Genomic DNA, 24,885 nt, shown 5'->3' on the forward strand with positions numbered 1-24,885 from the left:
GTACGCCGCCGGGTGGCGCAGAGAGGCGTCGCGGGCCCGTGACACGCCGTCGTTACACTGGCGACCGTGCAGATCCGAGAGCTCGACATCCCCGACGTCTACGAAGTGACTCCGCGCCAGTTCCCCGACGATCGCGGGGTCTTCTACGAGTTCTACCGCTTCGACCGCCTGGCCGAGAAGGTCGGGCACCCGCTCTCGCTCCGGCAGGGCAACACCTCCGTCTCACGGCGCGGCACCGTCCGCGGCATCCACTTCGCGCAGATCCCGCCGTCGCAGGCCAAGTACGTCTCGTGCTTCTCCGGCGCGGTCCTCGACTACGTGATCGACGTGCGCGTCGGGTCGCCGACCTTCGGGCGCTGGGAGTCGATCCTGCTCGACGACGTCGACCGCCGCTCCGTCTACATCGCCGAGGGGGTCGCGCACGCCTTCGTGGCGCTGACCGAGGGCGCCGTGGTCTCGTACCTCGTGAACGCCACCTTCGACCCGGTGCGGGAGAAGGGGATCGACCCGCTCGACGAGCAGATCGGCCTGCGCTTCCCGGAGGAGGCCGGCGAGCTGCTCCTCTCGCCGAAGGACACCGACGCACCGACGCTGGCCGAGGCCGAGGCGCAGGGCCTGCTGCCGACCTGGGACGAGGCGCGGGCCTTCTACACGGAGCTCGACTCCGCGTCCTGACCGCCGATCCGGTGGGCGGGCCGCCCGGCGCCGGCCAGGCGGCCCGCCCGATCGGAGCGGATCAGCTCTTCGAGCGCAGGCGCATCAGCGCGACCCGGGCGCCCAGCCCGGCGCGGACCGCCGCGCGGATCGGCGCCTGATACCAGGCCCCGTACTTCTGCGCGAGGTAGAGGTAGGCGCTGCGGTGGTGGACCGCGAGCATCCGCGCCGAGGCCAGGCGGGTGGAGTGCCCGCCGAGGTGGGAGACGACCGCGTCGGCGAGGTAGACGTTGGTCCAGCCGCGCTGTCCGAGCGAGTCGCCCAGCTGGACGTCCTCGAAGTACATGAAGTAGCGGTCGTCGAACCCGCCGATCTCCTCGAAGGCCGTGCGGCGCACCATCACGCAGGCGCCGGAGAGCCAGCCCGCCTCCATCCGGCCGTAGCGGAGGGTCTCGACCGCGCGCGAGCGCCGGTAGGTCGCCGACCACGGGTTGCCGGGCCAGACGTGGGCGAAGACGGCGTGCCCGACGCCCGTGCCGAGCGAGGGCAGAGCGCGGGCGGAGGGGTAGATCGTGCCGTCGGAGTCGAGGATCCGCGGCCCGATCGAGCCGATCCGGTCGTCCGCCGTCGCGGCGGCGTAGAGGGCGTCGATCGAGCCGGGGAGGAAGACCGTGTCCGGGTTGGTCACCAGGATCCACTCGACCTCGGGCCCGAGGCGGTCGACCGCGTAGTTGACGGCCCGGCCGTAGCCGAGGTTCTGCCCGGTCTCGTGGAACTCGACCTGCGGCAGGCGCTCGACGACGCTACGGACGGAGTCGTCCGTGGTCAGGTTGTCGACCACCAGGATGCGCACGTCGTGCTCCGTCGCCTCCGGCACGGACTCGAGGCACGCGCGGAGGACCTCACCCGAGAAGTGGGTGACGACGACGACCGCGATGGGCAACGTCGAGCGGGCGATGGGAGCCTCCGGGTGGTGCGGCGTCGACGGGAGGAGTGCCCCGTCGGAAGAACTCGACGAGGCTAGCACGCGGCTCGAGCGGGGCCCGGGAGCCTGCGGCCCTCAGCGGACGATGTCGACGGGCTCGGTGCTGACGGCCACGGCGGCGGGGGAGACCGTCTCGATCGCGGGCAGCGCATCGTGCGCCGGACGGCGGAAGACGACGAACTTGTACATGCAGAAGTTCCACACCAGTCCCACGAGGACGGCGACGGCCTTGGCGATGTTGATCGCGAGGAAGGCGTTCTCGCCGGAGCTGGGGAGGAAGAGCAGCGAGTTGCCGAAGCGGGTGTCGAAGAAGACCTCGAAGCCGTAGATGATCGCCGACTGCAGGACCAGCGAGCTGAACCCGGTGACGAGGAAGAACTTCGCGAACGTGGCGACCGAGACCCTGCCCGGGTGGCGGAAGACGAAGAAGTGGTTCAGCGCGTACGAGATCGTGATGCCGACCAGGACGGAGAAGACGTTGGCGACGAGGGTCGGCAGACCGAGCAGGAGCACGAGCGTGTTGAGGATGAGGAAGTCGATCGCCGTGTTGGTGCAGCCCGCGATGAGGAAGCGGACCTTCTGCGATTCGAGGAGTCTCTTCATCTGCGGCGCTCTTTCCCGTCCCCCTCTGGCGTCGATGCCCGACCGTCGGGCTCCGACGGGCGTCCATCGGGGCAGGCGAACAAGGGGTGAACCGCCGTGCACTGTCGTCCATCGTAACCGCGGACCCCTGCCGGGCGGTCGAACAGCCGGTGCCATGTTCCTGAGAGAGTGCGCGGACGGGGCGGCGGGCCGCGGGCGCGCTCGGAGGCTCGCGAGCACCGCCTCGTTATACTCGCAGGGCTCTCACCGGTCAGCCGGTGCACCGGAAGAACGGATCCTCCCCGCCTCATGCGCTCCCTCGCCGTCGTCGTCCCCACCTACAACGAAGTCGCGAACATCGCGACGGCGCTGCCGCGGGTCGCGCTCGCGGCGTCCCGCAACCCCGACTTCCACGTGACCGTCGCCGTCATCGACGACAGCTCCCCCGACGGCACCGCGGACCGCGCGCGCGAGCTCGCGGCCGAGCTCGGGTCCGACACCTTCGAGGTCCTCGTGCTCTCGCGCGAGAAGAAGGAGGGGCTCGGCGCGGCGTACATCTGGGCCTTCCAGCACCTCCTCGCGGCCGAGCGCCGCTACGACTACCTGCTGCAGATGGACGCCGACCTCTCGCACGACCCGGACTACATCGACGCCTTCCTCCGCGAGGTTCGCGCGGGCGCCGACTTCGTGGTCGCCTCCCGCTACATCGCGGGCGGGGGCACTCCCGACTGGACGCTCGACCGCAAGCTGCTGAGCGGTGGCGGCAACCTCTACACGCGCCTCTTCCTCGGCTCGAAGATCACCGACTGGACCGGCGGCTTCAACCTCTTCAGCGCGGACCTCCTGCGCACCCTCCACCTCGAGACGATCCGCGCAGCCGGCTACGGCTTCCAGATCGTGCTCAAGTACCGGGCGCTGCGCCGGGCCCGCGGAGTGAAGGAGATCCCGATCGTCTTCCTCGACCGCACGGTCGGCAACTCCAAGATCCCGAGCGACACCCTCCTGAAGAACCTCCTGCTCGTCCTGGCCATCCGGTTCGGCGGGAAGCACCGGTGACGGCGGGTCCGACGGGATCCCCTCGGACCCGGAGGGCCCTCCTCGAGCTCGCCGCCCTCGCCGTCGTCGTCAGCGGGACCCTGCTCGTGCTCGGATTCATGGTCGGCACGCCGTGGCGGCCGCTGCTCTTCCGCGACGGCGACTCGCTGGCGCTGCCGCTGATCCTGCAGTCCTTCGCCGAGGGCCGCCCGGCGGCGTGGGTGATGACGAGCCAGCTCTTCCTCTTCCCCGAGCTCCCCGTCTTCGGCGTCGCGTGGCTGCTGACCGGTGGCGATCCCGCGGCGGCGCTCGCGGTCAACGCCGTGCTCAACGTCGTCCTCCTCTACGGCGTGCTCCGGATACTCGCGCGACGGCTCGTCGCGGACCGGCACCGCCGGCTGCGGCCCGCGGCCGCGCTCGCCGGCATCGCCGTGCTGCTGGTGCTCTGCCTGACGGAGGGCCGCGCGCTCAACAACGAGGGGGCCCTGGCGACCACCTTCCTCCTCACGACCTACTACTACGGCGCGGTGCTCACAGGCCTCGCCGGGCTCGCCGTCGCTCTGGGCGCACTGCGCGAGCGCCGTCCGGCCGCGCGTCCGCTGCTCCTGGTCGGGGCGGCCGTCGCCGCGACGACCCTCTCCGATCCGCTCCTCCTGGTGCAGTTCGTCGGCCCCCTGCTGGTGGTCCTCGTCGTGCTGCTGGTGCTCGCTCTCGCTGCTCCCCGAGCGGTGCTGATCGTCGCGGGCACGGTCCTCGGGGCCGCCGCGCTCGGAGCCGCGCTGCGGGTCCCGCTCGGCTTCCTGATCGGGACCGACGCCGGCGGGTACCTCCGGCTGCCGCTCGCCGGGACGGCCCTGGACGACCTGATCGTGCAGTTCCTGGTGCTGAAGGCGCCGCTGATCGGCAAGCTCGAGGTGGCGCTGCTGGGTCTGCTGCTGCTGGCGGCCCTCGCCGTCGTCGTGGCCGGTGCCGCCCGACTGGCGCGGGGAGCCGCCCTCGACGAGGCGGCCCGTGCGCGCTTCGCGGTGTGCGCGTTCCTGCCGGCGCAGACGGCGGTGCTCCTGGTGGTGCAGGTCTTCACCGGCAGCTCGGTCAGCCGCTACCTGATGCCGATCCCGGTGACCGCGACCGTGGTCGTGATCGCCCTGATCGGCGCCGCGGCGGCGCACCGGCGTGCTGCGGGCGCGCGGCTGGCGCCGGTCGTCCGCGTCGTCGCTCCGCTGGCCGCCGCAGGCCTCGTCGTGGCCGCCGTGCCGGCCACAACGGCGGTCGCCTCGGCGGCGGCCGAGGCGCGATCGGACCCGGACGCCGACTGCCTGGAGCGCTGGATCGACGGCCGCGAGCTCGCGGGCGTCGGCTCGTTCTGGTCCACGCGGCCGCTGGACCTCTACGGGCCGGCCTCGCTGCACGTCCAGCAGGTCAACTTCGACTTCACGGTGCAGCTGTGGATGAACAACCTGAGCGACTACCGCGACCGGCAGTACAGCTTCGTCCTGGCCGACCGCTCGCCCGACTGGGCGGGGCTCGCGCGCGGGACGCTCGGCGCTCCCTCCGATATCGTCGCCTGCGGGGGGTTCGACATCTACGACTACGCGGGCACCGACGGCGAGACCGAGCTGAACCGGATCGTCCAGACCAGCGTGGAGGAGCAGCGCCGTGAGCGCGGCTACTGACGTGCGCGGCCCGCGGACGGCGAGTCGGCGGCGCCGGACGCTCGTCGAGCTCGGATGGGCCCTCGTCGCCGCCCTCGTCTCGGTCGTCGCCGCCGTGCTCGCGCTCGGGATCGGGCCGCAGGACCTGACAGCCCGCTGGACCGTGGGCGGCGACGACCAGATCCTGCACTACACGCTCTTCACCAGCGCCACGCAGGCGTTCCCGTTCGACGGCAACGCGGCGCTCGGCTTCCCCGACGGGTTCAACGCCTTCTTCAGCGCGCAGTTCGACGTCGCCTCCGCCCTCGCCGTGTCGGTCCTGGCCCTCTTGGTGCGCGACGGGACGACGCTCCTGAACGTCTTCTACCTGGGCACGTTCGCGACGGTCGCCGTCACCGGCTACGTGTTCTTCCGCGCTCTCCGCACGCGGCCCTGGGTCGCGGCGTTCTCCGCGGTCCTGCTGTCGCTGCTGCCGTACCACTTCCTCCGGATCGGATTCGGCCACGCGTTCCTCGCCAACTACTGGGCGATCCCGCTCCTGGGCGTGATGGTGCTGATGGTCGCCGGACCGCGCACCGATCCTCTCCGAGCCTGGTCCGAGCGGGGCGCGACGCGGAGGAGCCGCGTACTGCGCTCCGTCGTCCCGGGAGTCGTGCTCGGGCTCCTGGTGGCGAGCACGGGCGGCTACTACTACGTCTTCGCGGTCCTGGTCCTCGGAGCGACCTGGGCGGTGAGCACGGCCGCCGGGCTCCTCTCCCGCGAGCGGCTGCGCGTGCTCGCGGTCTCGTCGGTGCCGATCCTCGCGCTCGGCGTGTTCGTCGGGCTCTCGCTGCTGCTGCTCTCGCTCGACTTCGGGGAGCGCTACAGCCCGTACTTCACGTCGCGGACCGTGGGGGAGTCGGAGGCCTACGCCGGCAAGCTGGTGCTGCTGGGCCTGCCCTGGTCGGGGACCGGGCTGCCGCAGGGGTACGGCCTGCTGAACACCTACGCGGGCCAGTCCGGCGTGGCGCCGACGACGGAGCCGCCCGGGTTCTCGATCCTCGCCAGCGTCGCGCTCCTGATCACGCTCGTGGCGCTCCCGATCACCGCGCTCGGCGGCGGACGGGCGCTCCGTGCGACCGCGGTCGGCCGGTTCTTCTCGGACGCCCGCGTGCGCGTCCTCGCCGTGGCGACACTGGCCGCGCTCCTCTTCTACACGGTGACGGGCCTGGGCGTCGTGGTCTCGCTGGTGGCGGGGCCGACGATCCGTGCGTGGGCGCGGATGTCGATCGTCATCGCGGTCCTCGTCCTCGGCGTGCTCGCGCTCCTGCTCGATCGGATCACGGCCCGTGGCGGTGTCCGGATCCTCGTGGCGGCGCTGCTCGCCGCCGTCGCCGTGGTCGATCAGCTGGCCGGAGTATCGGCCGCGGTGCCGATCGCTCCGACCGACGACTCCGAGATGCGCTCGTTCGTGTCGGAGGCCGACGCGCAGCTGGACGACGGCTGCGGAGTGGTGGAACTCCCCCTGAAGAGCTTCCCCGACAGCGGGCGGATCGGAGCGCTCTCCGACTACGACGAGGCACTGCCCTACCTCGCGACCGAGGAGGGACGCCTCCGCTGGAGCTACGGGGCTGTGGAGGGCACCTACGGCTGGGACGTCTGGGGCGACGTCGACGACCCCGCGGAGTTCGCCGACGCGGTGGCGGGCAGCGGCGCCTGCGCCGTCTACGTGGACACCGCCGGCTACACCGACGACCCCGACGGCTGGCGGGCCTACGTCGAGGCGGCGACGGGGGACGTCGAGCCCGAGGTCGCCTCCGCCTCCGGGCGCTGGCTGCTGTTCACGACCCGGCGCTGATCAGCGGTCGTCGAAGGCCAGCTCGAGCAGGCGCCGGGCGGTGCGGTCCCACCCCGGGATGGGCTCCGGTGCGAGTCGCCGGGGACGGCGCAGCGCCTCTCCGATCGCGGCCGACCACCCGGTGCGGTCCGCCGGGTCGATGAAGACGGCGGCGGACTCCCGCCCGGCGAGCGCGTCGCGGAGGCCGGGGATGTCTGCCGCGAGCACCGGAGTGCCGCAGGCGACGGCCTCGAGGGCGGGCAGGCCGAAGCCCTCGTGCCAGGAGGGCATGGCGACGGCGTCGGCGCCCGTGAGCAGGGCCGGCAGATCCTCGTCGGCGACGTAGGAGGAGGCGAAGCGCACGTCGGCTCCTGCGGCGACCGCGCGGGCGACGGCGGAGTGGACGTCCTCGTTGTCCCAGCCGTCCCCGCCGACCAGGAGCAGGGTGTGGTTCTCCGGCCGCTCGGCCTGCCGGTACGCGTTCACCAGGGTGACGAGGTTCTTGCGGCGCTCGATCGATCCGACGAAGAGCAGGTAGGACCCGAGCCCGTGCTCCGCGCGGACCCGCGCCACCTCCTCCTCGCCGCGGGCATGGAAGAGGTCGGCGTCGATCGTGGTCGGCAGCACGCGGACGCGCGCCGGATCGACGCCCAGAGCGCTCTCGACCTCGGCCGCGGAGGACGGGGTGCCGGTCAGGACCAGGTCGCTGCGCCGGATCCACCGGGGCACGGACCGCGACAGCAGCTCTCGGCGCTCGCGCGGAACGAGCTCGGGCATCACAGCGAAGCAGACGTCGTGCACGAAGGTGATCGAGCGGGAGCGGGCGAGCGGCCAGCTCCGGAAGTTCGGGAAGAAGTAGGCGCCGCGGCCGAGCAGGAGGTCGATCCCCGGCGCGGGCACTCGGGTCAGTGCGCTCCACACCGGCCGGGGCAGCGGCACCGGTCGGACGCGCAGCGTACGGAAGCCGAAGCGCCCGAGCGAGCCCGCCTCACTCGCCGGGACGACGAGGAGCACCTCGACCTCTGCGGCGGTCGCGTCGGTGTCCAGCGCGTGCAGCAGGCCGAGCAGGACGCGGCCGACCCCGGTCAGGCGCGGCGCCGCGAGGGCGGTCGCGTCGACCAGGAGGCGGCGGCGCCGCGCGGTCACGGCCTGCTGAGGCGGACGGTGGAGTCGATGTCGACGACGCCGTCGTGCACGGAGGCCCGCTCGACCGTGAAGGTCGCGGCGACCGGGATCCGCATGGTCTCGCCCTGCGAGAAGGTGGCCGAGGAGGCGTGCACGGCGTAGTTGCCGGCGCCGAGGTGCAGGTCGGGGAGGGTGAACGTGACCGTCATCTCTCCGTCGACCGCGCTCAGCGGCGTGCCGATGCGCTCGGTGTTCGTCCCGAAGACGCGCTGGCCGAGGGGGGTGTCGATGCCCATGCCGATGTTCCAGTCGTCGACCGGGCGGCTGGTGCGCACCGTGACGTCGAACTCGAGGGTCTCGCCGCTGCGGACGACCGTGCCGCCGTGCTCGATCGATCCGCCGCGCAGTCGGCAGCCCAGGATCTCGATGAGCTGGGGGGCGGGCTCGTCCGCGGCCTCGGCGGCCTCGGCCTCGCGCTCCTGGCGGGCGGCCCGACGGTCCTCGAAGCTCTCGCGGAGGACCTGGAGCCCCTCCGAGGTCTCGCCGTCGAAGACGACGGTGCCCTTCTCGAGGACGATGGTGCGGTCGCAGAGCTCGCCGACCTGCTCGAGCGAGTGGGTGACCAGCACGATGGTCTTCCCCGCGCGCTGGAAGGCGCGGATGCGGTCCATGCACTTGCGCTGGAACGGCTCGTCGCCGACGGCGAGCACCTCGTCGACCAGCAGCAGGTCGGGATCGGTGTGGATCGCGATAGCGAAGGCGAGCCGCACGTACATGCCCGACGAATAGAACTTGACCTGGGTGTCGATGAACTCGGCGATCTCGGAGAAGTCGACGATCGAGTCGAACTTGCTGTCCAGCTCGCTGCGCGAGAGTCCGAGGATCGCGCCGTTGAGGTAGACGTTCTCGCGCCCGGTGAGGTCGGGGTGGAAGCCCGCTCCGAGCTCGAGGAGCGCGGCGAGGCGTCCGCGGCGCTCCACGGTGCCGGTCGTCGGCTGCACGATGCCGCCGATGAGCTTGAGGAGCGTGCTCTTGCCCGATCCGTTCGCGCCGATGAGGCCGACGGTCGAGCCCAGTGGGATCTCGAGGTCGACGTCGCGGAGTGCCCAGAACTCGTCGCGGTGCTTGCGCCCGCGGCCGAAGTTGACGATCCGCTCCTTGAACGACTTGTCCTTGCGGATGACGAAGCGCTTGGAGGCGTTGCGCACCCGGACGACGGTCGGGGTGCCGGAGGAGGCGGGCACGGACTCCTGCTTGCTGGTGAGGGTCACGATCAGATCTCCTGGGCGAAGTTGCCCTCGAGGCGGCGGAAGATCCGGTGGCCGATCCACACGAACACCAGCCCGACGACGAGGACGATGAGAAGGCGCAGCTCCATGTCCGGCGGCCACACCTGGGGGGCGATCTCGTTGCCGTCGATGATGCTGACGCGCGAGCCGTCTCCCCAGATCGCGCGCTGGAAGGCGAGGATCGCGTTCGAGATCGGGTTGATCAGGTAGAGCTGCTCGGCCCAGCCGTGGCCCGCTCCGGTGGAGGCGGCGACGACGAAGTTCCACGCATAGACGATGGGGGAGAGCCAGAAGAAGATCTGCAGCCCGACCTCGACGAGGAACTGGACGTCGCGGAGGTAGACGTTGAGGGCCGAGAGGGCCAGGGCCAGCGCGAGGCCGTACACGAGCACGATCGCCAGCGCGGGCACGATGTAGAGGAGCTGGACGCCGAAGATCAGCGAGCCCGTGAGGACGGCTCCCGCGATCAGGACGACGAACTGCACACCGAAGTTGAAGAGGGCCGAGCCGATGGCCGCCACCGGGAAGATCTCCCGCGGCAGGTACACCTTCTTGATCAGTCCGCCGTTGCCGAGGATCGACGTGGTGCCCGCGGTCACGATCTCGCTGAACAGGCCCCAGAGGGTGAGCCCCGAGAAGACGAAGATCGCGAAGTTCGGGACGCCGCGAGAGGCCCCGAGGATCTGGCCGATCGCCACGTAGTAGATGAGGAGCATGATCAGCGGCCGGACGAGGCTCCAGACGAAGCCCAGGCTGCTGTCCTTGTAGCGCGACTTCAGCTCGCGCCCCACGAGCAGGCGGAGCAGCTCGCGGTGCCGCAGGATCTCGGCGAGGGAGGCGACGAAGCCGCCCGAGCCGCCGCCGACGGCCGACGTGGTGCCGGCTATCTGGAACGGCTCGTCGGCGATCGCGCGCGCGCGATCCACAGCTTTGCTGGGCATGGAACTCCAAGCTCTCGGCCTCCGCCGGGCGACGGACCGCATCATTATACGTGCGGCCCACCCTGGAGCCCCCTGGCTGGCGTGCCGGTGCGCGGCGCATGGCGGGTAGTCTTGCTCCCGCTCGCCGACTGAACGACACGAACGAGGTGTTCGCCATGCCCACGCAGCCTTCCGACGTCCCCCTGGACCCGGCGCCGCAGAGCGCTGGGGACCCCGCCCCCGTCCTCGACGGCACGGGCGAGGACGCTCCTCCCGCTCCCGACCCGAGCCTCGAGTCGGCCGTCGGCGACGCCGCTCCCGCAGCCGTCCCGGCGGAGCCCGCGCGCACGTCCGGGGTTCCGGTGGAGCCCCGTCTCGCCGAGCCCGAGTCCCCGGACGAGGAGCTCGCCCGCCTGCGCGCGCAGGTCGACTCCCTCCTCAACGACCCCTTCGACGAGTGGGTCGAGCGGATCCAGGTGGGCGGAGTGACCGCCTCCGGCTTCGAGCGCACCCTCTCCTGGCGGGTGACGAAGCCGCTCCGCCTGGTGCGCACCTTCCAGATCCGCGTCGAGCAGCTCGGGCTGTCGGGCGCCGTCGGCCACAGCGCGCGCTTCGTGAAGCGCCGCCTGTCCGGTCGGGCGCGATGAGCGACCGGTCGCAGATCTCGGCCGCCGGCTCGGCCGCCGCGCGCGCCCACCGCACGGAGGCGATGCTGCAGCGCCTGGAGCAGATCGGCGCGCTCCTCTTCGACGAGGAGCGCCGCGCCTCGCTGCGCACCCGCGGGCCCGGCCCGTACCTCGACGAGGTGGCCCGAGAGATCCGCTTGCGCCAGGACGACGAGCTGACCTGGGTCGCGCTGGTGTCGTTCACGGCCGCGTACCCGACGAGCGAGCTGTTCGACTGGTTCCGCCGCGCCCTCGAGCTCGCCCCCGAGGAGGCGGCGCTGCGCATCTTCCTCGAGGCGGGCTCCCGCACCGCGACCGGGTTCGCCGATCTGGACGCCCGTGTCGAGGTCGTCACCGGGGCCGTCCTGATCGACGTCGACTTCCCCGCCCGCCACGGTCACAACACCGGCGTCCAGCGGGTCGTGCGCCAGACCGTGTCCCGCTGGGATGCCGAGCACGAGATCGTCCCGGTCGCCTGGGTCCACGGATCGATGTCCTTCCGGCGCCTGAGCGCGATCGAGCACGAGCGCGTCGTCGACTGGTCCTCCGCCGGGCGGCGCGACTGGGAGCACGGCGATCCGGAGCGCATCGAGTTCGTCGTGCCCTACCGCAGCGTCGTCGTCATCCCCTCGGTGCCCGACTACAACCAGTGCGGGCCGCTCGCGGCCCTCGCCGAGTACTCCGGCAACGAGGTCGTCGTCCTCGGCCACGACGCCATTCCCGTCGTCAGCGCCGACACGGTGCCGCCGGAGGAGACGGTGCGCTTCGTCAACTTCCTCTCCGTGGTCAAGCACGCCGAGCGCGTCGCCACGGTGAGCGCCGCGGCCGCGCTGGAGTTCGAGGGTTTCGTGCGAGCGCTCCCCGCTCAGGGCCTCACCGGCCCGACCGTCGTCCCGGTCCCGCTGCCCGTGGAGCTCCCGGACGGCCTGCGCTCCGAGGGCCGGAGCGCGTCCGGCCTGCCGCTCGTGCTCTGCGTCGGCAGCCAGGAGCCCCGCAAGAACCATCTCGCGGTGCTGCACGCCGCCGAGGTCCTCTGGCGCGAGGGCCTGCGGTTCCGCGTCCGCTTCATCGGCGGGGCCAACCCGTGGGCGCACCAGGTCTTCGATCCCCGCGTGCGCGAGCTGGTCGCCGCCGGGCGCCCGGTCGAGGTGCTCCGCGGAGCCGACGACGACGTCCTGATCGCGAGCTACCGGGAGGCGCTGTTCCTGGCGTTCCCGTCGCTGCACGAGGGGTACGGCCTGCCGGTCGCCGAGGCGCTGTCGATCGGGCTGCCCGTGCTGACCTCGCGCTACGGCAGCACGGCGCAGATCGCCGAGCACGGCGGATGCGTCCTGATCGACCCGGAGTCCGACGAGGAGATCACCGACGGCATGCGCCGCCTGCTGACGTCGCCGGAGCTCGTCGACGAGCTCCGCCTCGAGGCGGCAGAGCGGCCCGAACGCACCTGGGACGACTACGCCCGGGAGCTGTGGGCCGCCCTGATCGGCCCCTCGGCCCTCATCGAGCACGAGGAGGCGCCCCGTGCGCTCTAAGCAGTACCTGGTCGACCGTCTCGCCACCCTGGTGCGCACCCTGGCCCCCACCGTGGAGCCGCTGGGCAGCGTCGACGCCCTCACCGGACAGCTGAGCGTTCTGCTGCCCGCCCCCACCGACCGCGAGGTCTGGCTGGTGCTCGCCGTCCTCCGCGGCACGCTCCCGCGCCGGGAGGACGTCGTCGACGGCCGCCGCCGGGCCCGGCTGGACGGCACCGCCGGTCTGCTCACCCACGCCGCGTCCACCATCGCCTCGAACCGGGTCTTCGCCCGCTTCCACCACCCCGAGGTCGAGGTGGTCGTCGGCGCGGTCGTCGTCGACGTGCACCACACCGCGCGCACGGGGCTGGCCACGGGCATCCAGCGCGTGGTGCGCCAGAGCCTCGTCCGCTGGACGCGCGACCACGAGATCCTGCTCGCCGGCTGGGACTCGACCCACGAGTCGCTCGTCATGCTCACCCCGGAGCAGAGCCGGAACGCCGTCTCGGGCGACGTGCCCGACGCCGCCGAGGACCGCTCCCGCGTGATCGTCCCGTGGCAGGGCACCTACCTCCTGCCCGAGCTCGCCGTGGAGGACGAGCGGACGTCGCGCGTCTCCGCCCTCGCCGAGTTCAGCGGCAACCGCACGGGCACCATCGGCTTCGACTGCGTGCCGGTCACCACCGCCGAGACGGCGAGCACGGGCATCAGCGCCGCGTTCTCGCGCACGCTCGTCGCCGTGTCGCACATGGACCGCATCGCGACCATCTCCGAGGCGGCCGCGACCGAGTACTCCGGCTGGCGCCACATGCTCGGCAGCGTCGGGATGCAGGGGCCGGACATCCGCCCGATCCTGCTGCCCTCGCAGCCGGAGAGCGTCTCGGACGAGGAGCTGGCCACCGCCGCGCGCTCGCTGGTGACCGGTGACCTCCCGCTCGTCGTCTGCGTCGGCAGCCACGAGCCGCGGAAGAACCACCTGGCGGTGCTCCAGGCCGCCGAGCTGCTCTGGCGCCGGGGCGTTCGCTTCAGCCTGGTCTTCATCGGCGGCAACGCCTGGAGCAGCGCCGAGTTCGAGTACCGACTCGAGGTCCTCGAGGGCCAGGGCCGTCCGGTCCGCTCGCTCTCCAAGATCACCGACGCGCTGCTCTGGAGCGCCTACCGCCTGGCCCGGTGCACCGTGTTCCCCTCGATCAACGAGGGCTACGGTCTCCCGATCGTGGAGTCGATCTCGGTCGGCACCCCGGTCGTGACCTCCGGATTCGGCAGCATGCACGAGGTCTCCGCCTCGGGCGGCGCGCTGTTCGTCGATCCGCACGACGACCACGACATCGCCGCGGCCCTCGAGCGGCTGCTGACCGACGACGAGCTGCACGCGCGGCTCTCGACGGAGGCGCTCGCGATCGACGGCGGCACCTGGGACGAGTACGCCGCCCGCGTCTGGTCGTACCTCGTCGAGGGAGACGGCGTCGACGAGCGGGCCCGGGCCGAGCAGTCGGACGCGACCGCCTAGGCGTCCTCGATACACCGCGTGCAGAAGGCCCCCGCTCCAGGAGCGGGGGCCTTCTGCACGCGGTGCGCGCGGCTCAGCGGGAGCGGCGCGCCAGCTCGAGGTCGTTCTCGACCATGCGGGCGACGATCTCCTCGAAGCCGACGGTGGGCGCCCAGCCGAGCACCTCGCGAGCCCGGGAGGAGTCGCCGCGCATCTCGGGTGCGTCCACGGGGCGCGCGAACCGCGGGTCGATCGTGACCCGCTGCTCCCAGTCGTCGACGCCGGCCGCGGTGAAGGCGGCACGGACGAAGTCGCGGACCGAGTGCGCGACTCCGGTCGCCACGACGTAGTCGCCCGCCTCCTCGGCGCGCGAGGCGCGCACGAGGGCGTCCACGTAGTCGGGGGCCCAGCCCCAGTCGCGGCGCGCGTCGAGATTGCCGAGCGAGAGCTCCGACTCGGCGCCCGTCGCGATCGCCGCGACACCGGCGGTGATCTTGCGGGTGACGAAGCCGAGCGGCCGACGCGGCGACTCGTGGTTGTAGAGGATGCCGGACGAGGCGTGGAGCCCTCGGCCGCGGTAGACCGCGACGAGGTGGTGCGCGAACGCCTTCGCGGCTCCGTAAGGCGAGACCGGGCGGATCGGGGTCCGCTCGGTCTGCGGGTTCTCGGTCGCGGCCCCGAAGATCTCGGAAGAGGAGGCCTGGACGAAGCGGACCTCGCGGCCCGCCGACTCCTGGAGCGACAGCGAGGCCTCCAGGAGCGCGGCGACCGCGGTGCCGGTCACCTCCGCCGTGAGCACGGGCTCCTTCCACGAGAGCGCGACGGAGGAGAGGCCGGCGAGGTGGAAGACCGTGTCCGGCCGCGCCTCCGCGACGATACGGCCGAGGCCGGAGGCGTCGCGGAGATCGCCCTCGAAGGCGCGGACGGCGGCGGGAAGAGCGGCGTCGTCGGTCCCGCGCACGAGCGCGGAGACCTCCCAGCCGTCGGCGAGCAGGCGCTCGACGAGGTAGCCCCCGTCCTGACCGCTCGCTCCGGTGACGAGAGCGGCAGGCATGACTACTTGATCAGCGCGGACTGCTCGGCGAGGTCGTTCTCGACCATCATCGCCACGAGCTCGGGGAACGAGACCTTCGGCTCCCAGCCGAGGACGTCGCGCGCCTTCGCCGGGTCGCCGATCAGCAGGTCCACCTCGGCGGGACGCATGAACGCGGGGTTCTGGGTCACGTACGGGGTCCAGTCCTCGATGCCGACGTGGTTGAAGGCGATGTCGAGGTACTCGCGGATCTCGTGGGTCTCGCCGGTCGCGACCACGTAGTCGTCGCCCTCGGGCTGCTGCAGCATGCGCCACATCGCGTCGACGTAGTCGCCGGCGAAGCCCCAGTCGCGCTTCGCGTCGAGGTTCCCGAGCTCCAGCGTCTCCTGGAGGCCGAGCTTGATGCGGGCGACCGCGAGGCTGATCTTGCGGGTGACGAACTCCGGGCCGCGGCGGGGCGACTCGTGGTTGAAGAGGATGCCGGAGGAGGCGTGCATGCCGTACGACTCGCGGTAGTTGATCGTCATGTAGTGGCCGAAGACCTTGGCCACGCCGTAGGGCGAGCGCGGCCAGAGCAGCGTCTCCTCGCTCTGCGGGACCTGCTGGACCTTGCCGAACATCTCGGAGGAGGAGGCCTGGTAGAACTTCACGCGCGACATGTCGGAGCCGGCGTAGAGGCGGGTCGCCTCGAGGATGTTGAGCACGCCCTTGCCGGTCACATCGGTGGTGAGCGACGCGTTCTCCCACGAGTAGGCGACGAACGAGATCGCACCGAGGTTGTAGACCTCGTCGGGCTGGGCGGCGGCGAGCACGCGCACGAGGCTCGACACGTCGGTGAGGTCGCCGGTGAGCAGGGTCACCTCGGGCACGGTGCGGCGGACCAGCTCGTACTTGGGGTTGTTCTGCCCGCGGACGAGCCCGAAGACCTCGTAGCCCTTCGAGAGGAGGAGCTCGGCGAGGTAGAGGCCGTCCTGGCCGGTGATTCCGGTGATCAAAGCGCGGGGCACGTGGTGGTCCAATTCGTCGGGGTCGATGACAGCGGGACACATACTACCCACGGGCACGGCCGGGCGCCGGGAGCGGTGCGGCCCGCCGGTATCCTGGCCGGGCTTCGGACCGATTGGACGCCATGCCGGAACTCCGCCCCGTCACGCTCGCCGTGCTCACCGTCGACCCGGGCGGGATGGGCGGCGGCGAGACCTACGCGCGCGCGCTCACGCGCCTCCTGGCGCCGCGGCCGGGGGAGGAGGGGCCCGACGTGCAGGTGCTCGTCCCCGAGAACGCGCGCGGCTTCAGCGAGGGCGTGCCCGAGGTCGTGGCCGAGGGGGTCGTCAGCGGGGCGGGCCACCGCCGCCGGGCCGTGGGGATGCTCCAGGCGCTCCTGCGCACGCCGAGCCTGCGCCGGCGCCTGGGCCGGGACGCGGTGCTCTACTTCCCGTTCACGGTCCCGCTCCCGTGGCCGTCGCGGCGGCAGGGGCACGTGCAGATGCTGTTCGACCTGCAGCACCGCGACCTCCCGCACCTCTTCCCCCGCGTCGAGCGCGTCTTCCGCCGGCTCGCCTACGAGGCGACCGCTCGCCGCGCCGACGCGGTCATCACCATCAGCGCCTTCACCAAGGGGCGGATCGTCGAGCTGCTGGGCATCCCGGAGGAGCGGATCCACGTGTCGCATCTCGGCGTGGACACCCGGCGCTTCGTCTCGAATCTGGGGACACGCGAGGACTTCGTCTTCTACCCGGCGCGCGCCTGGCCGCACAAGAACCACGCCCGCCTGTTCGAGGCGGTGCGCCTGCTTCGGGAGGAGGGGCACGCCCTCCGCCTCGTGCTGACAGGAGGGGATCTGGACCGCCTCGGCCCGCTGCCGGACTTCGTCGAGTGGCGCGGCCACGTCACTTCGGAGGAGCTCGCCGACCTCTACCGCCGAGCCGCGGTGCTGGCGTTCCCGAGCCTCTACGAGGGCTTCGGCCTCCCGCCGATCGAGGCGATGGCGTCGGGATGCCCGGTCGCCGCCTCCGACGCGGGCTCGCTCCCGGAGATCTGCGGGGACGCCGCGGTCTACGTCGATCCGCTCGAGCCGCGCTCGATCGCGGACGGGATCCTCGAGGCGATCGAGCGGACCGGCGAGCTCGGCCCGCTCGGCGTCGAGCGTGCCCGGTCCTTCAGCTGGGAGCGCTGCCGGGAGGAGCACCTCGCCGTGCTCCGCCAGGTGGCGCGGCGGCGCGGGCGCTGAGGAGTCCGGTCAGTCCCGCGGGTGCAGGAGCCGACGCCAGCTCAGTCCCTGGGCCGCGCGCATCGCGCAGAGCACCACGAGCAGCCAGCCGGCGTCGAGCAGGATCGAGCTCTCGGCCAGCGCGGTGACCATCAGCACGGTCAGCACCAGCACCGGCCAGACGTGCACGACCGCCTTGCGCTCGGAGGCGATCAGCCAGGAGCGCCAGAGCGCGAGGCCGATCAGCACGACGAAGAGGACCACCCCGACCGCGCCGACCTGCAGGGCCACGTCGAAGAGCGCGTTGAGGCTCGACGAGTGCGGGCGGCCCGAGAGGTAGTCGATGGCGGTGAAGGGGTAGAGGTCGGGCCGCCAGTAGCCCACCCAGCCCCAGCCGACGATCGGAGCGAGGTCCGTGAAGCGCCAGACCTGCTGCCAGAGCCGCAGCCGGAACTCGAACTCGCTGCCCGCGTTCAGCAGCTCGATCACCCGGTAGCGCAGGAGCCACACGGTGAGGGAGGCCGCGGCGGCGACGCCGAGCACCGCGAACTGCCGCCGACGGCGGTGGGTGCCGTCGCCGTGGCGCACCCAGCGCAGAGCGAGGGCGACGACGACGGCCACGGCGAGCACGCCCGCGCTCACGGCGGAGCGCGTGAAGAGGAGGGTGACCGCGGCGAGGGCGAGCGAGGCGACGGCCGGCCCGCGGGCGACGGAGCGGGTCATCAGCTCCACCGAGAACGTCACGATCGCCAGCAGGCAGACCAGCCCGAGCTGGTTGCGCGTGCCGACGAGTCCCTGGACCGGCCCGCCGACCGCGAGCAGGCCCTCCACGCCGAGGAAGCGCAGCGGCTGGTCGATCAGCACCCCCGAGAGCACCTCCACGGCCAGCGAGGCGATCAGCACGACCCGCAGCACGTCGCCGACCGAGCGGATGATCTGGATGATGTCGCGCGTGAGGCCGATCGCGATCGCCAGGAACGCCAGGGCGAACTGGTAGACGACGCTCGAGACCGTGGCCCAGGTGTAGTCGCTCCACAGCACGCTGAGCGCGATCCAGCCGAGGAACACCAGGATGCTCGTAGGCAGCAGGCCCTCCCAGTCGAGCCGCCCGCGCCGCAGGACGAGCATGACCGCGGCGAGGGCGGTGAGCGTGGCGACGGCGGCGATGTAGCCGGGCCAGCCGAGGAGCCCGCGGACCGCCGGGGCGCAGAGGACGGTGACGAGAGTGGTCTGCGCGAGGGCCGCCGCGAACTGCGGGGACGCCGTCGCGTCGGCGAGGGGGAGCGGGGTCGTGGCGAGGACCTCGGGCGTCTCGGTCGCCGGTCGCTTGGTCTGCACCGCGAAGAGGACGAGGAGCAGCCAGCCTCCCTCGATGAGGATCCGGCTCTCGAACAGCGACTGCGCCAGGAGGGCGACCACGATCAGCAGCGGAGCGAGGCTGACGGCCGTGTAGGGGAGGGTCGAGGTCGCGTCGCGCCGCGGGCGGTCGACCGCGCGGAACCAGGAGCGCCACAGCGTCGAGACAGCGAGCGCCGCGAAGAGGACGAGGCCGACCGCTCCGAGCTGGAGGGCGACGTCGAGCCAGGCGTCGTGGGCCTGCAGGTAGAGCACGCCCTTGCGCTCGGCGAGGGTGTCGAACGGGGCGGCCCAGGGAGCCCAGTAGCTGACCCAGCCCCAGCCGAGGACCGGGCGCTGCAGCGTGAGCGCGATCACCGAGTCCCAGATGTCGAGGCGGCCCGTGGCGTCCTCGCTCTTGCCGAGCAGGCCGAGGAGGGCGCCCCAGCCCGCGGCGCCTCCGGCGACGGCCGCCACCGCCAGCCCCGCGGCGGTCAGGTAGACGGGACGCCGGCGGGACTCGCCCCTCCGGCGAGCCCAGAGCGCGAACGCGGCCGCGAGGACGACGGCGACGAGGCAGAGCAGGACGGTCGCCGAGCGGGTGAGCAGGAGGGTCGCGACGAACAGGGCGACCCAGACCGCTCCCCACCGGCGCCGGACCGAGTGGGCCGCCAGCTCGATCGCGATCACGATCAGGCCGAGCAGGGCGAGGAAGCCGAGGAGGTTGCGGTTGCCGACGATCCCCTGGACGGGCTCGCCGGTGAAGAGGGCGGCCTGCGACCAGTAGAAGGCGTCGGGCGTCGGTCCGTCGGCGGGAGGCTCGACGCCGAACGGCAGGACGGGCTGCCGCACGACGACCGCGATCACGAGCTCGAAGAGGAGCGACAGGCCGACGGAGAGGCGCAGGGCCCGTCCGAGAGCCGTGAGCAGCTCCCGGCTGCTCAGCGTGACGGCGAGGACGACGCCGCCGAGCGTCGTCGTGAGCTGCGCCGTGACTCCGATCGCGCTCGCTCCCGGATAGGCGGACCACAGCAGCGAGAGCACCGCGAGCCCGAGGAAGAGGACCAGCGACTTCGGCGTGCGGGCCCAGCGCAGGCGGGGGCGGGCGCGGACAAGCACGGCGATCGAGGCGCCCAGGAGCACCGCGACGACGACGCCCCAGCCCCACCATCCGGCGAGGTTCCGCAGCGACTGGCCGGCCAGCAGCACGGCCAGCACCGCCACCGCGAGCGCTCGGGGAGCGGCGGGGGCGGCGCGTCGGATCATGGCGACCAGTCTAGGGAGCGGGGGCGGCGCGGCGGCGTGCCGGGCGCGCAGCCGCACCCTCCCCGGCCGGGGAGGCTCAGACGAACGCAGCGGTGCCGGTGATCGAGCGGCCGACGATCAGCGTGTTCATCTCGCGGGTGCCCTCGTAGGAGTAGAGGGCCTCCGCGTCGGCGAAGAAGCGGGCGACGCCGTAGTCGAGGACGATGCCGTTGCCGCCCATCACCTCGCGGCACCAGGCGACGGTCTCGCGCATCCGGGCCGTCGCGTAGGCCTTCGCAAGGGCGGAGTGCTCGTCGCGCTGCTCGCCGGCGTCGAGCATCTCGGACACGCGGGTCGCCAGGGCGATGCTGGCCGTGATGTTGCCGATGCTCTTGACCAGGAGGTCCTGCACCAGCTGGTGCCCGACGAGCGGCTTGCCGAACTGCACGCGCTCCTTCGCGTAGCGCAGCGCCGCGTCGTAGGCGCCGATCGCGACGCCGATGGCCTGCCAGGCGACCTCGGCGCGGGTGAGCCGGAGCACCTTCGCGGTGTCGCGGAACGAGTTCGCGCCCTGCAGGCGCAGCGACTCCGGGACGCGGACGCCCTCGAGCACGATGTCGGCGTTCTGCACCGTGCGCAGGCTCTGCTTGCGCGCGATGGCGGTGGCGCGGTAGCCCGGTGTCGAGGTGGGGACGAGGAAGCCCTTCACCTGGCCGTCCTCCGCGTCCTTCGCCCAGATCACGGTCACGTCGCTGAAGGTCGCGTTGCCGATCCAGCGCTTCTCGCCGTCGAGGATCCAGTCGTCGCCGTCCCGGCGGGCGGTGGTGCGCAGGCCCTGGGCGGAGTCGGAGCCGGAGTGCGGCTCGGTGAGGCCGAAGGCGCCGACGACCTCGCCCGAGGCGAGCTTCGGCAGCCACTCGGCGCGCTGCTCCTCGGAGCCGGCGACGCCGATCGTGCCCATCACCAGGCCGTTCTGCACGCCGACGTAGGTCGCGATGCCCGCGTCCACCCGGCCCAGCTCGAGTGCCACCCAGCCGCGGAACACGGCGGAGTTCTCGATCGCGCGGGTCTCGGGCCAGGAGAGGCCGATGACGCCGGTGGCGTGGATCGCGGGGATCAGCTGCCGCGGGAACTCCGCGCGCTCCCAGTACTCGTCGGCGATCGGCCGCACCTGCTCCTCGAGAAACGCGCGGACGCCGACCAGCAGCTCCTTCTCGGCGGGCGTGAGCGCCGCCTCGAACCCGTAGAAGTCGGCCCCCAGGGTCTCGAAGGTCGTGCTGTCCATGCTCTGTGCTCCCTCGCTCGTCGGATGCGGCACGGCGACCGCTCCGACGGCGACAGTGCTGCGACTCCCAGCGTACGAAGCGCGCCTGCGAGTGCCGCGTCCTCTGGCGGAGAGCACCAACAGGCGGGCCCTCCTCCCGGGCCCGCGTTGTGGATCCTGCTAGCGTCGCAGCGGAGCGGCCCCGGCGCGTCCGGCTGAGCGGCTCGGACCCACCCCTCGGACGGAAGGCCAGCGCTCCCGTGTTCATCCCGATCGGCAACACCCCCCGCGACTACGCCTGGGGCTCGCTCACCGGCATCTCGGAGGCCCTCGGCACCGCGCCCTCCGGCGCCCCCGAGGCCGAGCTCTGGCTCGGCGCGCACCCGGGCTCGCCCGCGCGCATCCTCGACCCCGCCTCGGTCGGCGCCGGCACGCTCGCCGAGTGGATCGCCGAGCACCCCGAGGCGGCGCTCGCCGGAGTGGAGGGGTCGGTCGATCCGGTATCGGGCGCTCCCCGTCTGCCGTTCCTGCTCAAGATCCTCGCGGCGGGCGGGCCGCTGTCGCTCCAGGCCCACCCCTCGTCCGAGCGGGCCCGGCGCCGGTTCGTCGAGGAGGAGGAGGCCGGCATCCCGCGGGACGCCGCCGATCGCAACTACAAGGACCCGTTCCACAAGCCCGAGCTGATCTACGCGCTCAGCGAGACCTTCGACGCGCTCTGCGGCTTCCGTGAGCCGGCGGACGCCCGGGCGCTGCTCGCCGAGCTGGCCGGGCGCGCCCCAGCGGAGGAGGCGGCCGCGATCGCGCGGTTCGCCCGGACGCTCGAGGGCGAGCCCTCGGAGGTCCTCCGCGGCGCCGTGTCGTGGCTGCTCGCCGACGGCGACCGTGCCGAGGTCGCCGCGCTGGTGTCCGCGGTCGTCGCGGCGTCCGCGGGCGACGACCGCCTCGAGACGACCACGGTCCGGGACCTGGCCGAGAGCTACCCGGGCGACCCCGGAATCGTGCTCTCGCTCCTGCTCAACCGCGTCCGCCTCGCCCGCGGCGAGGTGCTCTACCTGCCCGCAGGCAACATCCACGCCTACCTCGCGGGCACGGGCGTGGAGCTGATGGCCGCCTCCGACAACGTGCTGCGCGGGGGCCTCACGCCCAAGCACATCGACGTGCCCGAGCTGGTGAGCGTGCTCGAGTTCTCGCCGCTGCCCGTGCCCTACCTCCCGGCCGAGCAGGCCGGACCGGGCGTGCGCGTCTACCGTCCGGACGTCCCCGACTTCGTGCTCGCCGTCGTGGAGCCGGAGTCGGAGACGCCGGCCCGCGTCGCCCTGCACGGACCCGCCATCGCGATCGCGACCGAGGGCTCGTTCTCGCTCGAGGGCGCCGAGGGCTCGGTCCGCGTCGAGCGCGGCGGCAGCGTGTTCGTGACCCCGTCGGAGGGCACTCTCGCCGTCACCGGACGGGGCACGCTCTTCGTCGCGACGGTCTGATCCCTCCAGCGATCCCGGTGCCGGCCGCTCAGGCGGCGAACGTGCGGCGGTAGGCCGCCGGCGTGGTCCGCAGGACGCGCGTGAAGTGGTGGCGCATCACCGCAGCCGTGCCGAAGCCGACCCGCGCGGCGACCGCCTCGAGGGTCAGCTCCGTCTCCTCCAGCAGCACCTGCGCCCGGAGGAGGCGCTGGCGGGTGAGCCAGGCGAGCGGAGTCGTGCCGAGGTCGGCCCGGAAGCGGCGCGCGAAGGTGCGGGGGGCCAGCAGGGCCCGACGGGCCAGCGCCTCGATCGAGAGGTCCTCGTCGAGGTGCTCCAGCATCCACTCGGTGACCTCGGCCAGCGAGTCCGCGCGCGCCTCGGGAACGGGGGTCCGCAGGTACTGCGCCTGCCCGCCGTGGCGCTGCGGGGGTACGACCATCCGCCGGGCGACGACGCTCGCCGCCGTCGCGCCCAGCTCCTCGCGCACCACGTGCAGAGCCGCGTCGATGCCGGCCGCGGTGCCCGCGCTCGTCACGATGCGCCCCTCCTGCACGTAGAGGACCTCCGGGTCCACCGTGACGGAGGGGAAGCGCCGGGCGAGCTCCGCGGCGTGCATCCAGTGGGTGGTCGCGCGCCGACCGTCGAGCAGGCCCGCCTGCGCCAGGGTGAAGGCCCCGCTGCAGACGCTGAGGATCCACGCGCCGCGCTCGTGAGCCTCGCGGAGGAGGTCGAGCACCCGCTCGTCGGCGGGCCCGCGGCCGTGGGCGGGGACGGCGATCAGGTCCGCGTCCCGGGCCGCGTGGAGACCATCGGCGATCAGCAGGTCGAATCCGAGGCTCGTCCGGACGGGGCCCGGATCGGGAGTGGCGATCCGGAAGTCGAGGGCGGGACCTCCGTCGGCGCCGCGGTCGATCCCGAACACCTCGCAGACGACCCCGAACTCGAACGGCGCGAGGCCGGGCAGGGCGAGGAGGGCGACGGAGCGGAGCACGGCGGCAGGATATCGCCACCCGTCGTCATTCGGCCTATCCGCGCCGTCGATCCCCGCCGCTAGGGTGTCTTCCGGCGCGCGGAGTTGCGGGCCCGCACCGAGGAGGATCCACATGGCATGGCTGGTCACCGGGGGAGCCGGATACATCGGGGCGCACGTGGTGCGCGCGTTCTCGGAGCAGGGCATCGACCCCGTCGTCCTCGACGACCTCTCCTCGGGGCACGCGTCGTTCGTGCCCGAGGGCGTCCCGTTCCATCAGGGATCGATCCTCGACGAGGCCCTGCTCGACCGCGTGCTCGCCGAGCACGACATCGAGGGCGTCGTCCACGTCGCCGGGTTCAAGTACGCCGGAGTCTCGGTGCAGCGCCCCCTGCACACGTACGAGCAGAACGTCACCGGCACCATGCGCGTGCTGGCGGCGATGGAGCGCGCCGGTGTCTCCTCGATCGTCTTCTCCTCGAGCGCTGCCGTCTACGGCGCGGTCGACGTCGAGATCGTCACCGAGGACACCCCCAAGAGCCCGGAGTCGCCCTACGGCGAGTCGAAGCTGATCGGCGAGTGGCTGCTCGCGGACGCGGGGCGGGCGCACGGCGTCCGGCACGCCTCCCTGCGCTACTTCAACGTCGTCGGGTCCGGCTACCCGGACGTCTACGACACCAGCCCCCACAACCTCTTCCCCCTCGTCTTCGAGGCTCTGCTGGACGGCCGCACGCCCCGGATCAACGGCGACGACTACCCGACGCCGGACGGCACCTGCGTCCGCGACTACATCCACGTCGCCGACCTGGCGCTCGCGCACGTCGCCGCGGCGCGCCGCCTGGCCGCCGGCGAGCCGATCGACCCGGTCTACAACCTGGGCAGCGGATCCGGGGCCTCCGTCGGGGAGATCATGCGCGCGATCGCCGACAGCACCGGCATCGCCTTCACGCCCGAGGTCGCCCCGCGGCGGCCGGGCGATCCGCCCCGCATCGTCGCCTCCGGTGAGACGGCGGCCCGCGACCTGGGCTGGGAGATGCGGCACACCGTCGCCGAGATGGTGGAGAGCGCCTGGCGCGCACGGAGCGCCGCGACCGCCTGATCGGATCTCACGTTCGCGACACGCCGGTGTGTCGTGAACCCTCCACGGCGGGTTGAGGGTTTATGGTCCGCGACTTGACCTGAGCGAATGACACCGCTGTAATTACCTAGGCAGCGGCTCCGGGAGGAGCGGCCGCCGATCATCGGTTCGCAGGCGGGGTAGGAGACGGCATGACGCTTCCGGAACAGCACTCCGGAGTCCCCGAGGACTGGTTCGTCGATCCGGTCCGTCTGGGCGTGCCCGGGGTCCGACCCGGGATCGACACCGCGACCGAGGCGCCGGGGGGCGCGCTCTCCTGGCAGGTCGACTCGCTGTGCGCGCAGACCGATCCCGAGGCCTTCTTCCCCGAGAAGGGCGGCTCGACCCGCGACGCCAAGAAGATCTGCACCTCGTGCGAGGTCCGGGCCCAGTGCCTCGAGTACGCGCTCGAGAACGACGAGCGGTTCGGCATCTGGGGCGGCCTCTCCGAGCGCGAGCGCCGGAAGCTGCGCCGCCGGGCCTAGTCCCCTCCTCGCCGCGACCCGACCGACGGGGCGGCGAGCCGCAGGCG

21 protein-coding genes are annotated in these 24,885 nt (G+C 72.6%); 11 read left to right on the plus strand and 10 right to left on the minus strand.

Annotated elements, in window-relative coordinates; translation table 11 throughout:
- Positions 1 to 66: 66 nt before the first annotated feature.
- Positions 67 to 675, plus strand: coding sequence for a dTDP-4-dehydrorhamnose 3,5-epimerase family protein (locus tag C5D04_RS02075; protein WP_104232821.1), 609 nt, complete (start codon positions 67 to 69; stop codon positions 673 to 675).
- Between the two features lie 61 nt (positions 676 to 736).
- Here C5D04_RS02075 and C5D04_RS02080 read toward each other — a convergent pair whose 3' ends face one another.
- Both C5D04_RS02080 and C5D04_RS02085 read right to left on the minus strand, forming a co-directional pair.
- Complete coding sequence (locus C5D04_RS02080) at positions 737 to 1,597, minus strand: glycosyltransferase family 2 protein (protein WP_258068817.1); 861 nt, start codon at positions 1,595 to 1,597, stop codon at positions 737 to 739.
- A gap of 117 nt (positions 1,598 to 1,714) precedes the next feature.
- Positions 1,715 to 2,242: a GtrA family protein gene (locus C5D04_RS02085; RefSeq protein ID WP_104223158.1), complete on the minus strand. Its 528-nt coding sequence runs from the start codon at positions 2,240 to 2,242 to the stop codon at positions 1,715 to 1,717.
- Between the two features lie 288 nt (positions 2,243 to 2,530).
- Between C5D04_RS02085 and C5D04_RS02090 the strand changes: the two genes are divergently transcribed.
- Genes C5D04_RS02090 through C5D04_RS02100 form a run of 3 tightly spaced genes read left to right on the plus strand, consistent with a single transcriptional unit; the run spans position 2,531 to position 6,745 of the window.
- Positions 2,531 to 3,277, plus strand: coding sequence for a polyprenol monophosphomannose synthase (locus C5D04_RS02090; RefSeq protein WP_104223157.1), 747 nt, complete (start codon positions 2,531 to 2,533; stop codon positions 3,275 to 3,277).
- Positions 3,274 to 4,929 carry a hypothetical protein gene (locus C5D04_RS02095; RefSeq protein WP_104232820.1) on the plus strand — a complete coding sequence of 552 codons (1,656 nt, stop codon included), beginning with the start codon at positions 3,274 to 3,276 and terminating at the stop codon, positions 4,927 to 4,929. Before C5D04_RS02090 ends, C5D04_RS02095 begins: the two co-directional genes overlap by 4 nt.
- Positions 4,913 to 6,745: a hypothetical protein gene (locus C5D04_RS02100; RefSeq protein ID WP_146087825.1), complete on the plus strand. Its 1,833-nt coding sequence runs from the start codon at positions 4,913 to 4,915 to the stop codon at positions 6,743 to 6,745. The genes C5D04_RS02095 and C5D04_RS02100 overlap by 17 nt, the downstream gene beginning before the upstream one ends.
- On the opposite strand, the gene C5D04_RS02105 is transcribed toward C5D04_RS02100, so the two are convergent.
- From C5D04_RS02105 to C5D04_RS02115, 3 genes are read right to left on the minus strand one after another with little or no spacing between them, the layout of a single operon-like run.
- Positions 6,746 to 7,870: a glycosyltransferase family 1 protein gene (locus tag C5D04_RS02105; protein WP_104232818.1), complete on the minus strand. Its 1,125-nt coding sequence runs from the start codon at positions 7,868 to 7,870 to the stop codon at positions 6,746 to 6,748. It abuts the gene before it with no gap.
- A complete protein-coding gene (locus C5D04_RS02110) occupies positions 7,867 to 9,120 on the minus strand; it encodes an ABC transporter ATP-binding protein (RefSeq protein WP_244229465.1) in 1,254 nt (417 codons plus the stop codon). The genes C5D04_RS02105 and C5D04_RS02110 overlap by 4 nt, the downstream gene beginning before the upstream one ends.
- A 2-nt stretch (positions 9,121 to 9,122) precedes the next feature.
- Entirely contained in the window at positions 9,123 to 10,079 is a 957-nt protein-coding gene (locus C5D04_RS02115) for an ABC transporter permease (RefSeq protein ID WP_104223153.1), read from the minus strand.
- Positions 10,080 to 10,234: 155 nt separating this feature from the next.
- Here C5D04_RS02115 and C5D04_RS02120 point away from each other — a divergent pair, with 155 nt between their 5' ends.
- Genes C5D04_RS02120 through C5D04_RS02130 form a run of 3 tightly spaced genes read left to right on the plus strand, consistent with a single transcriptional unit; the run spans position 10,235 to position 13,744 of the window.
- Positions 10,235 to 10,705 carry a hypothetical protein gene (locus C5D04_RS02120; RefSeq protein ID WP_104347147.1) on the plus strand — a complete coding sequence of 157 codons (471 nt, stop codon included), beginning with the start codon at positions 10,235 to 10,237 and terminating at the stop codon, positions 10,703 to 10,705.
- Positions 10,702 to 12,255, plus strand: coding sequence for a glycosyltransferase (locus C5D04_RS02125; protein WP_104347148.1), 1,554 nt, complete (start codon positions 10,702 to 10,704; stop codon positions 12,253 to 12,255). Before C5D04_RS02120 ends, C5D04_RS02125 begins: the two co-directional genes overlap by 4 nt.
- Positions 12,245 to 13,744 carry a glycosyltransferase family 1 protein gene (locus tag C5D04_RS02130; RefSeq protein ID WP_104347149.1) on the plus strand — a complete coding sequence of 500 codons (1,500 nt, stop codon included), beginning with the start codon at positions 12,245 to 12,247 and terminating at the stop codon, positions 13,742 to 13,744. The genes C5D04_RS02125 and C5D04_RS02130 overlap by 11 nt, the downstream gene beginning before the upstream one ends.
- Positions 13,745 to 13,817: 73 nt before the next feature.
- Here C5D04_RS02130 and C5D04_RS02135 read toward each other — a convergent pair whose 3' ends face one another.
- Both C5D04_RS02135 and C5D04_RS02140 read right to left on the minus strand, forming a co-directional pair.
- Positions 13,818 to 14,777 carry a GDP-mannose 4,6-dehydratase gene (locus tag C5D04_RS02135; protein WP_104347150.1) on the minus strand — a complete coding sequence of 320 codons (960 nt, stop codon included), beginning with the start codon at positions 14,775 to 14,777 and terminating at the stop codon, positions 13,818 to 13,820.
- Positions 14,778 to 14,779: 2 nt separating this feature from the next.
- On the minus strand, positions 14,780 to 15,763 hold the full coding sequence (locus C5D04_RS02140; RefSeq protein ID WP_104275317.1) for a GDP-mannose 4,6-dehydratase: 984 nt from the start codon (positions 15,761 to 15,763) through the stop codon (positions 14,780 to 14,782).
- A 122-nt stretch (positions 15,764 to 15,885) separates the two neighbouring features.
- Here C5D04_RS02140 and C5D04_RS02145 point away from each other — a divergent pair, with 122 nt between their 5' ends.
- The gene (locus C5D04_RS02145; RefSeq protein ID WP_104347151.1) at positions 15,886 to 16,986 is read left to right on the plus strand and encodes a glycosyltransferase family 1 protein; all 1,101 of its coding nucleotides are present in this window, start codon (positions 15,886 to 15,888) and stop codon (positions 16,984 to 16,986) included.
- A gap of 9 nt (positions 16,987 to 16,995) precedes the next feature.
- Here the strand turns inward: C5D04_RS02145 and C5D04_RS02150 are convergent, their stop codons facing one another.
- A complete protein-coding gene (locus tag C5D04_RS02150; protein ID WP_104347152.1) occupies positions 16,996 to 19,566 on the minus strand; it encodes an O-antigen ligase in 2,571 nt (856 codons plus the stop codon).
- A 76-nt stretch (positions 19,567 to 19,642) separates the two neighbouring features.
- Positions 19,643 to 20,830 (minus strand): acyl-CoA dehydrogenase family protein, encoded by a 1,188-nt coding sequence (locus tag C5D04_RS02155; RefSeq protein ID WP_104294940.1) that lies wholly within the window; start codon positions 20,828 to 20,830, stop codon positions 19,643 to 19,645.
- Between the two features lie 239 nt (positions 20,831 to 21,069).
- On the opposite strand from C5D04_RS02155, the gene manA reads away from it, so the two are divergent.
- On the plus strand, positions 21,070 to 22,287 hold the full coding sequence (gene manA / locus C5D04_RS02160) for a mannose-6-phosphate isomerase, class I (RefSeq protein WP_104347153.1): 1,218 nt from the start codon (positions 21,070 to 21,072) through the stop codon (positions 22,285 to 22,287).
- Between the two features lie 28 nt (positions 22,288 to 22,315).
- Here manA and C5D04_RS02165 read toward each other — a convergent pair whose 3' ends face one another.
- Complete coding sequence (locus tag C5D04_RS02165; protein WP_104347154.1) at positions 22,316 to 23,257, minus strand: GlxA family transcriptional regulator; 942 nt, start codon at positions 23,255 to 23,257, stop codon at positions 22,316 to 22,318.
- 112 nt (positions 23,258 to 23,369) lie between these two features.
- On the opposite strand from C5D04_RS02165, the gene galE reads away from it, so the two are divergent.
- On the plus strand, positions 23,370 to 24,335 hold the full coding sequence (gene galE, locus C5D04_RS02170; protein ID WP_104255247.1) for a UDP-glucose 4-epimerase GalE: 966 nt from the start codon (positions 23,370 to 23,372) through the stop codon (positions 24,333 to 24,335).
- 170 nt (positions 24,336 to 24,505) lie between these two features.
- Positions 24,506 to 24,838 (plus strand): WhiB family transcriptional regulator, encoded by a 333-nt coding sequence (locus tag C5D04_RS02175; RefSeq protein ID WP_104224145.1) that lies wholly within the window; start codon positions 24,506 to 24,508, stop codon positions 24,836 to 24,838.
- Positions 24,839 to 24,885 lie beyond the last annotated feature (47 nt).

This window comes from Rathayibacter sp. AY1D2, assembly GCF_002932695.1.
GTDB lineage: Bacteria > Actinomycetota > Actinomycetes > Actinomycetales > Microbacteriaceae > Rathayibacter.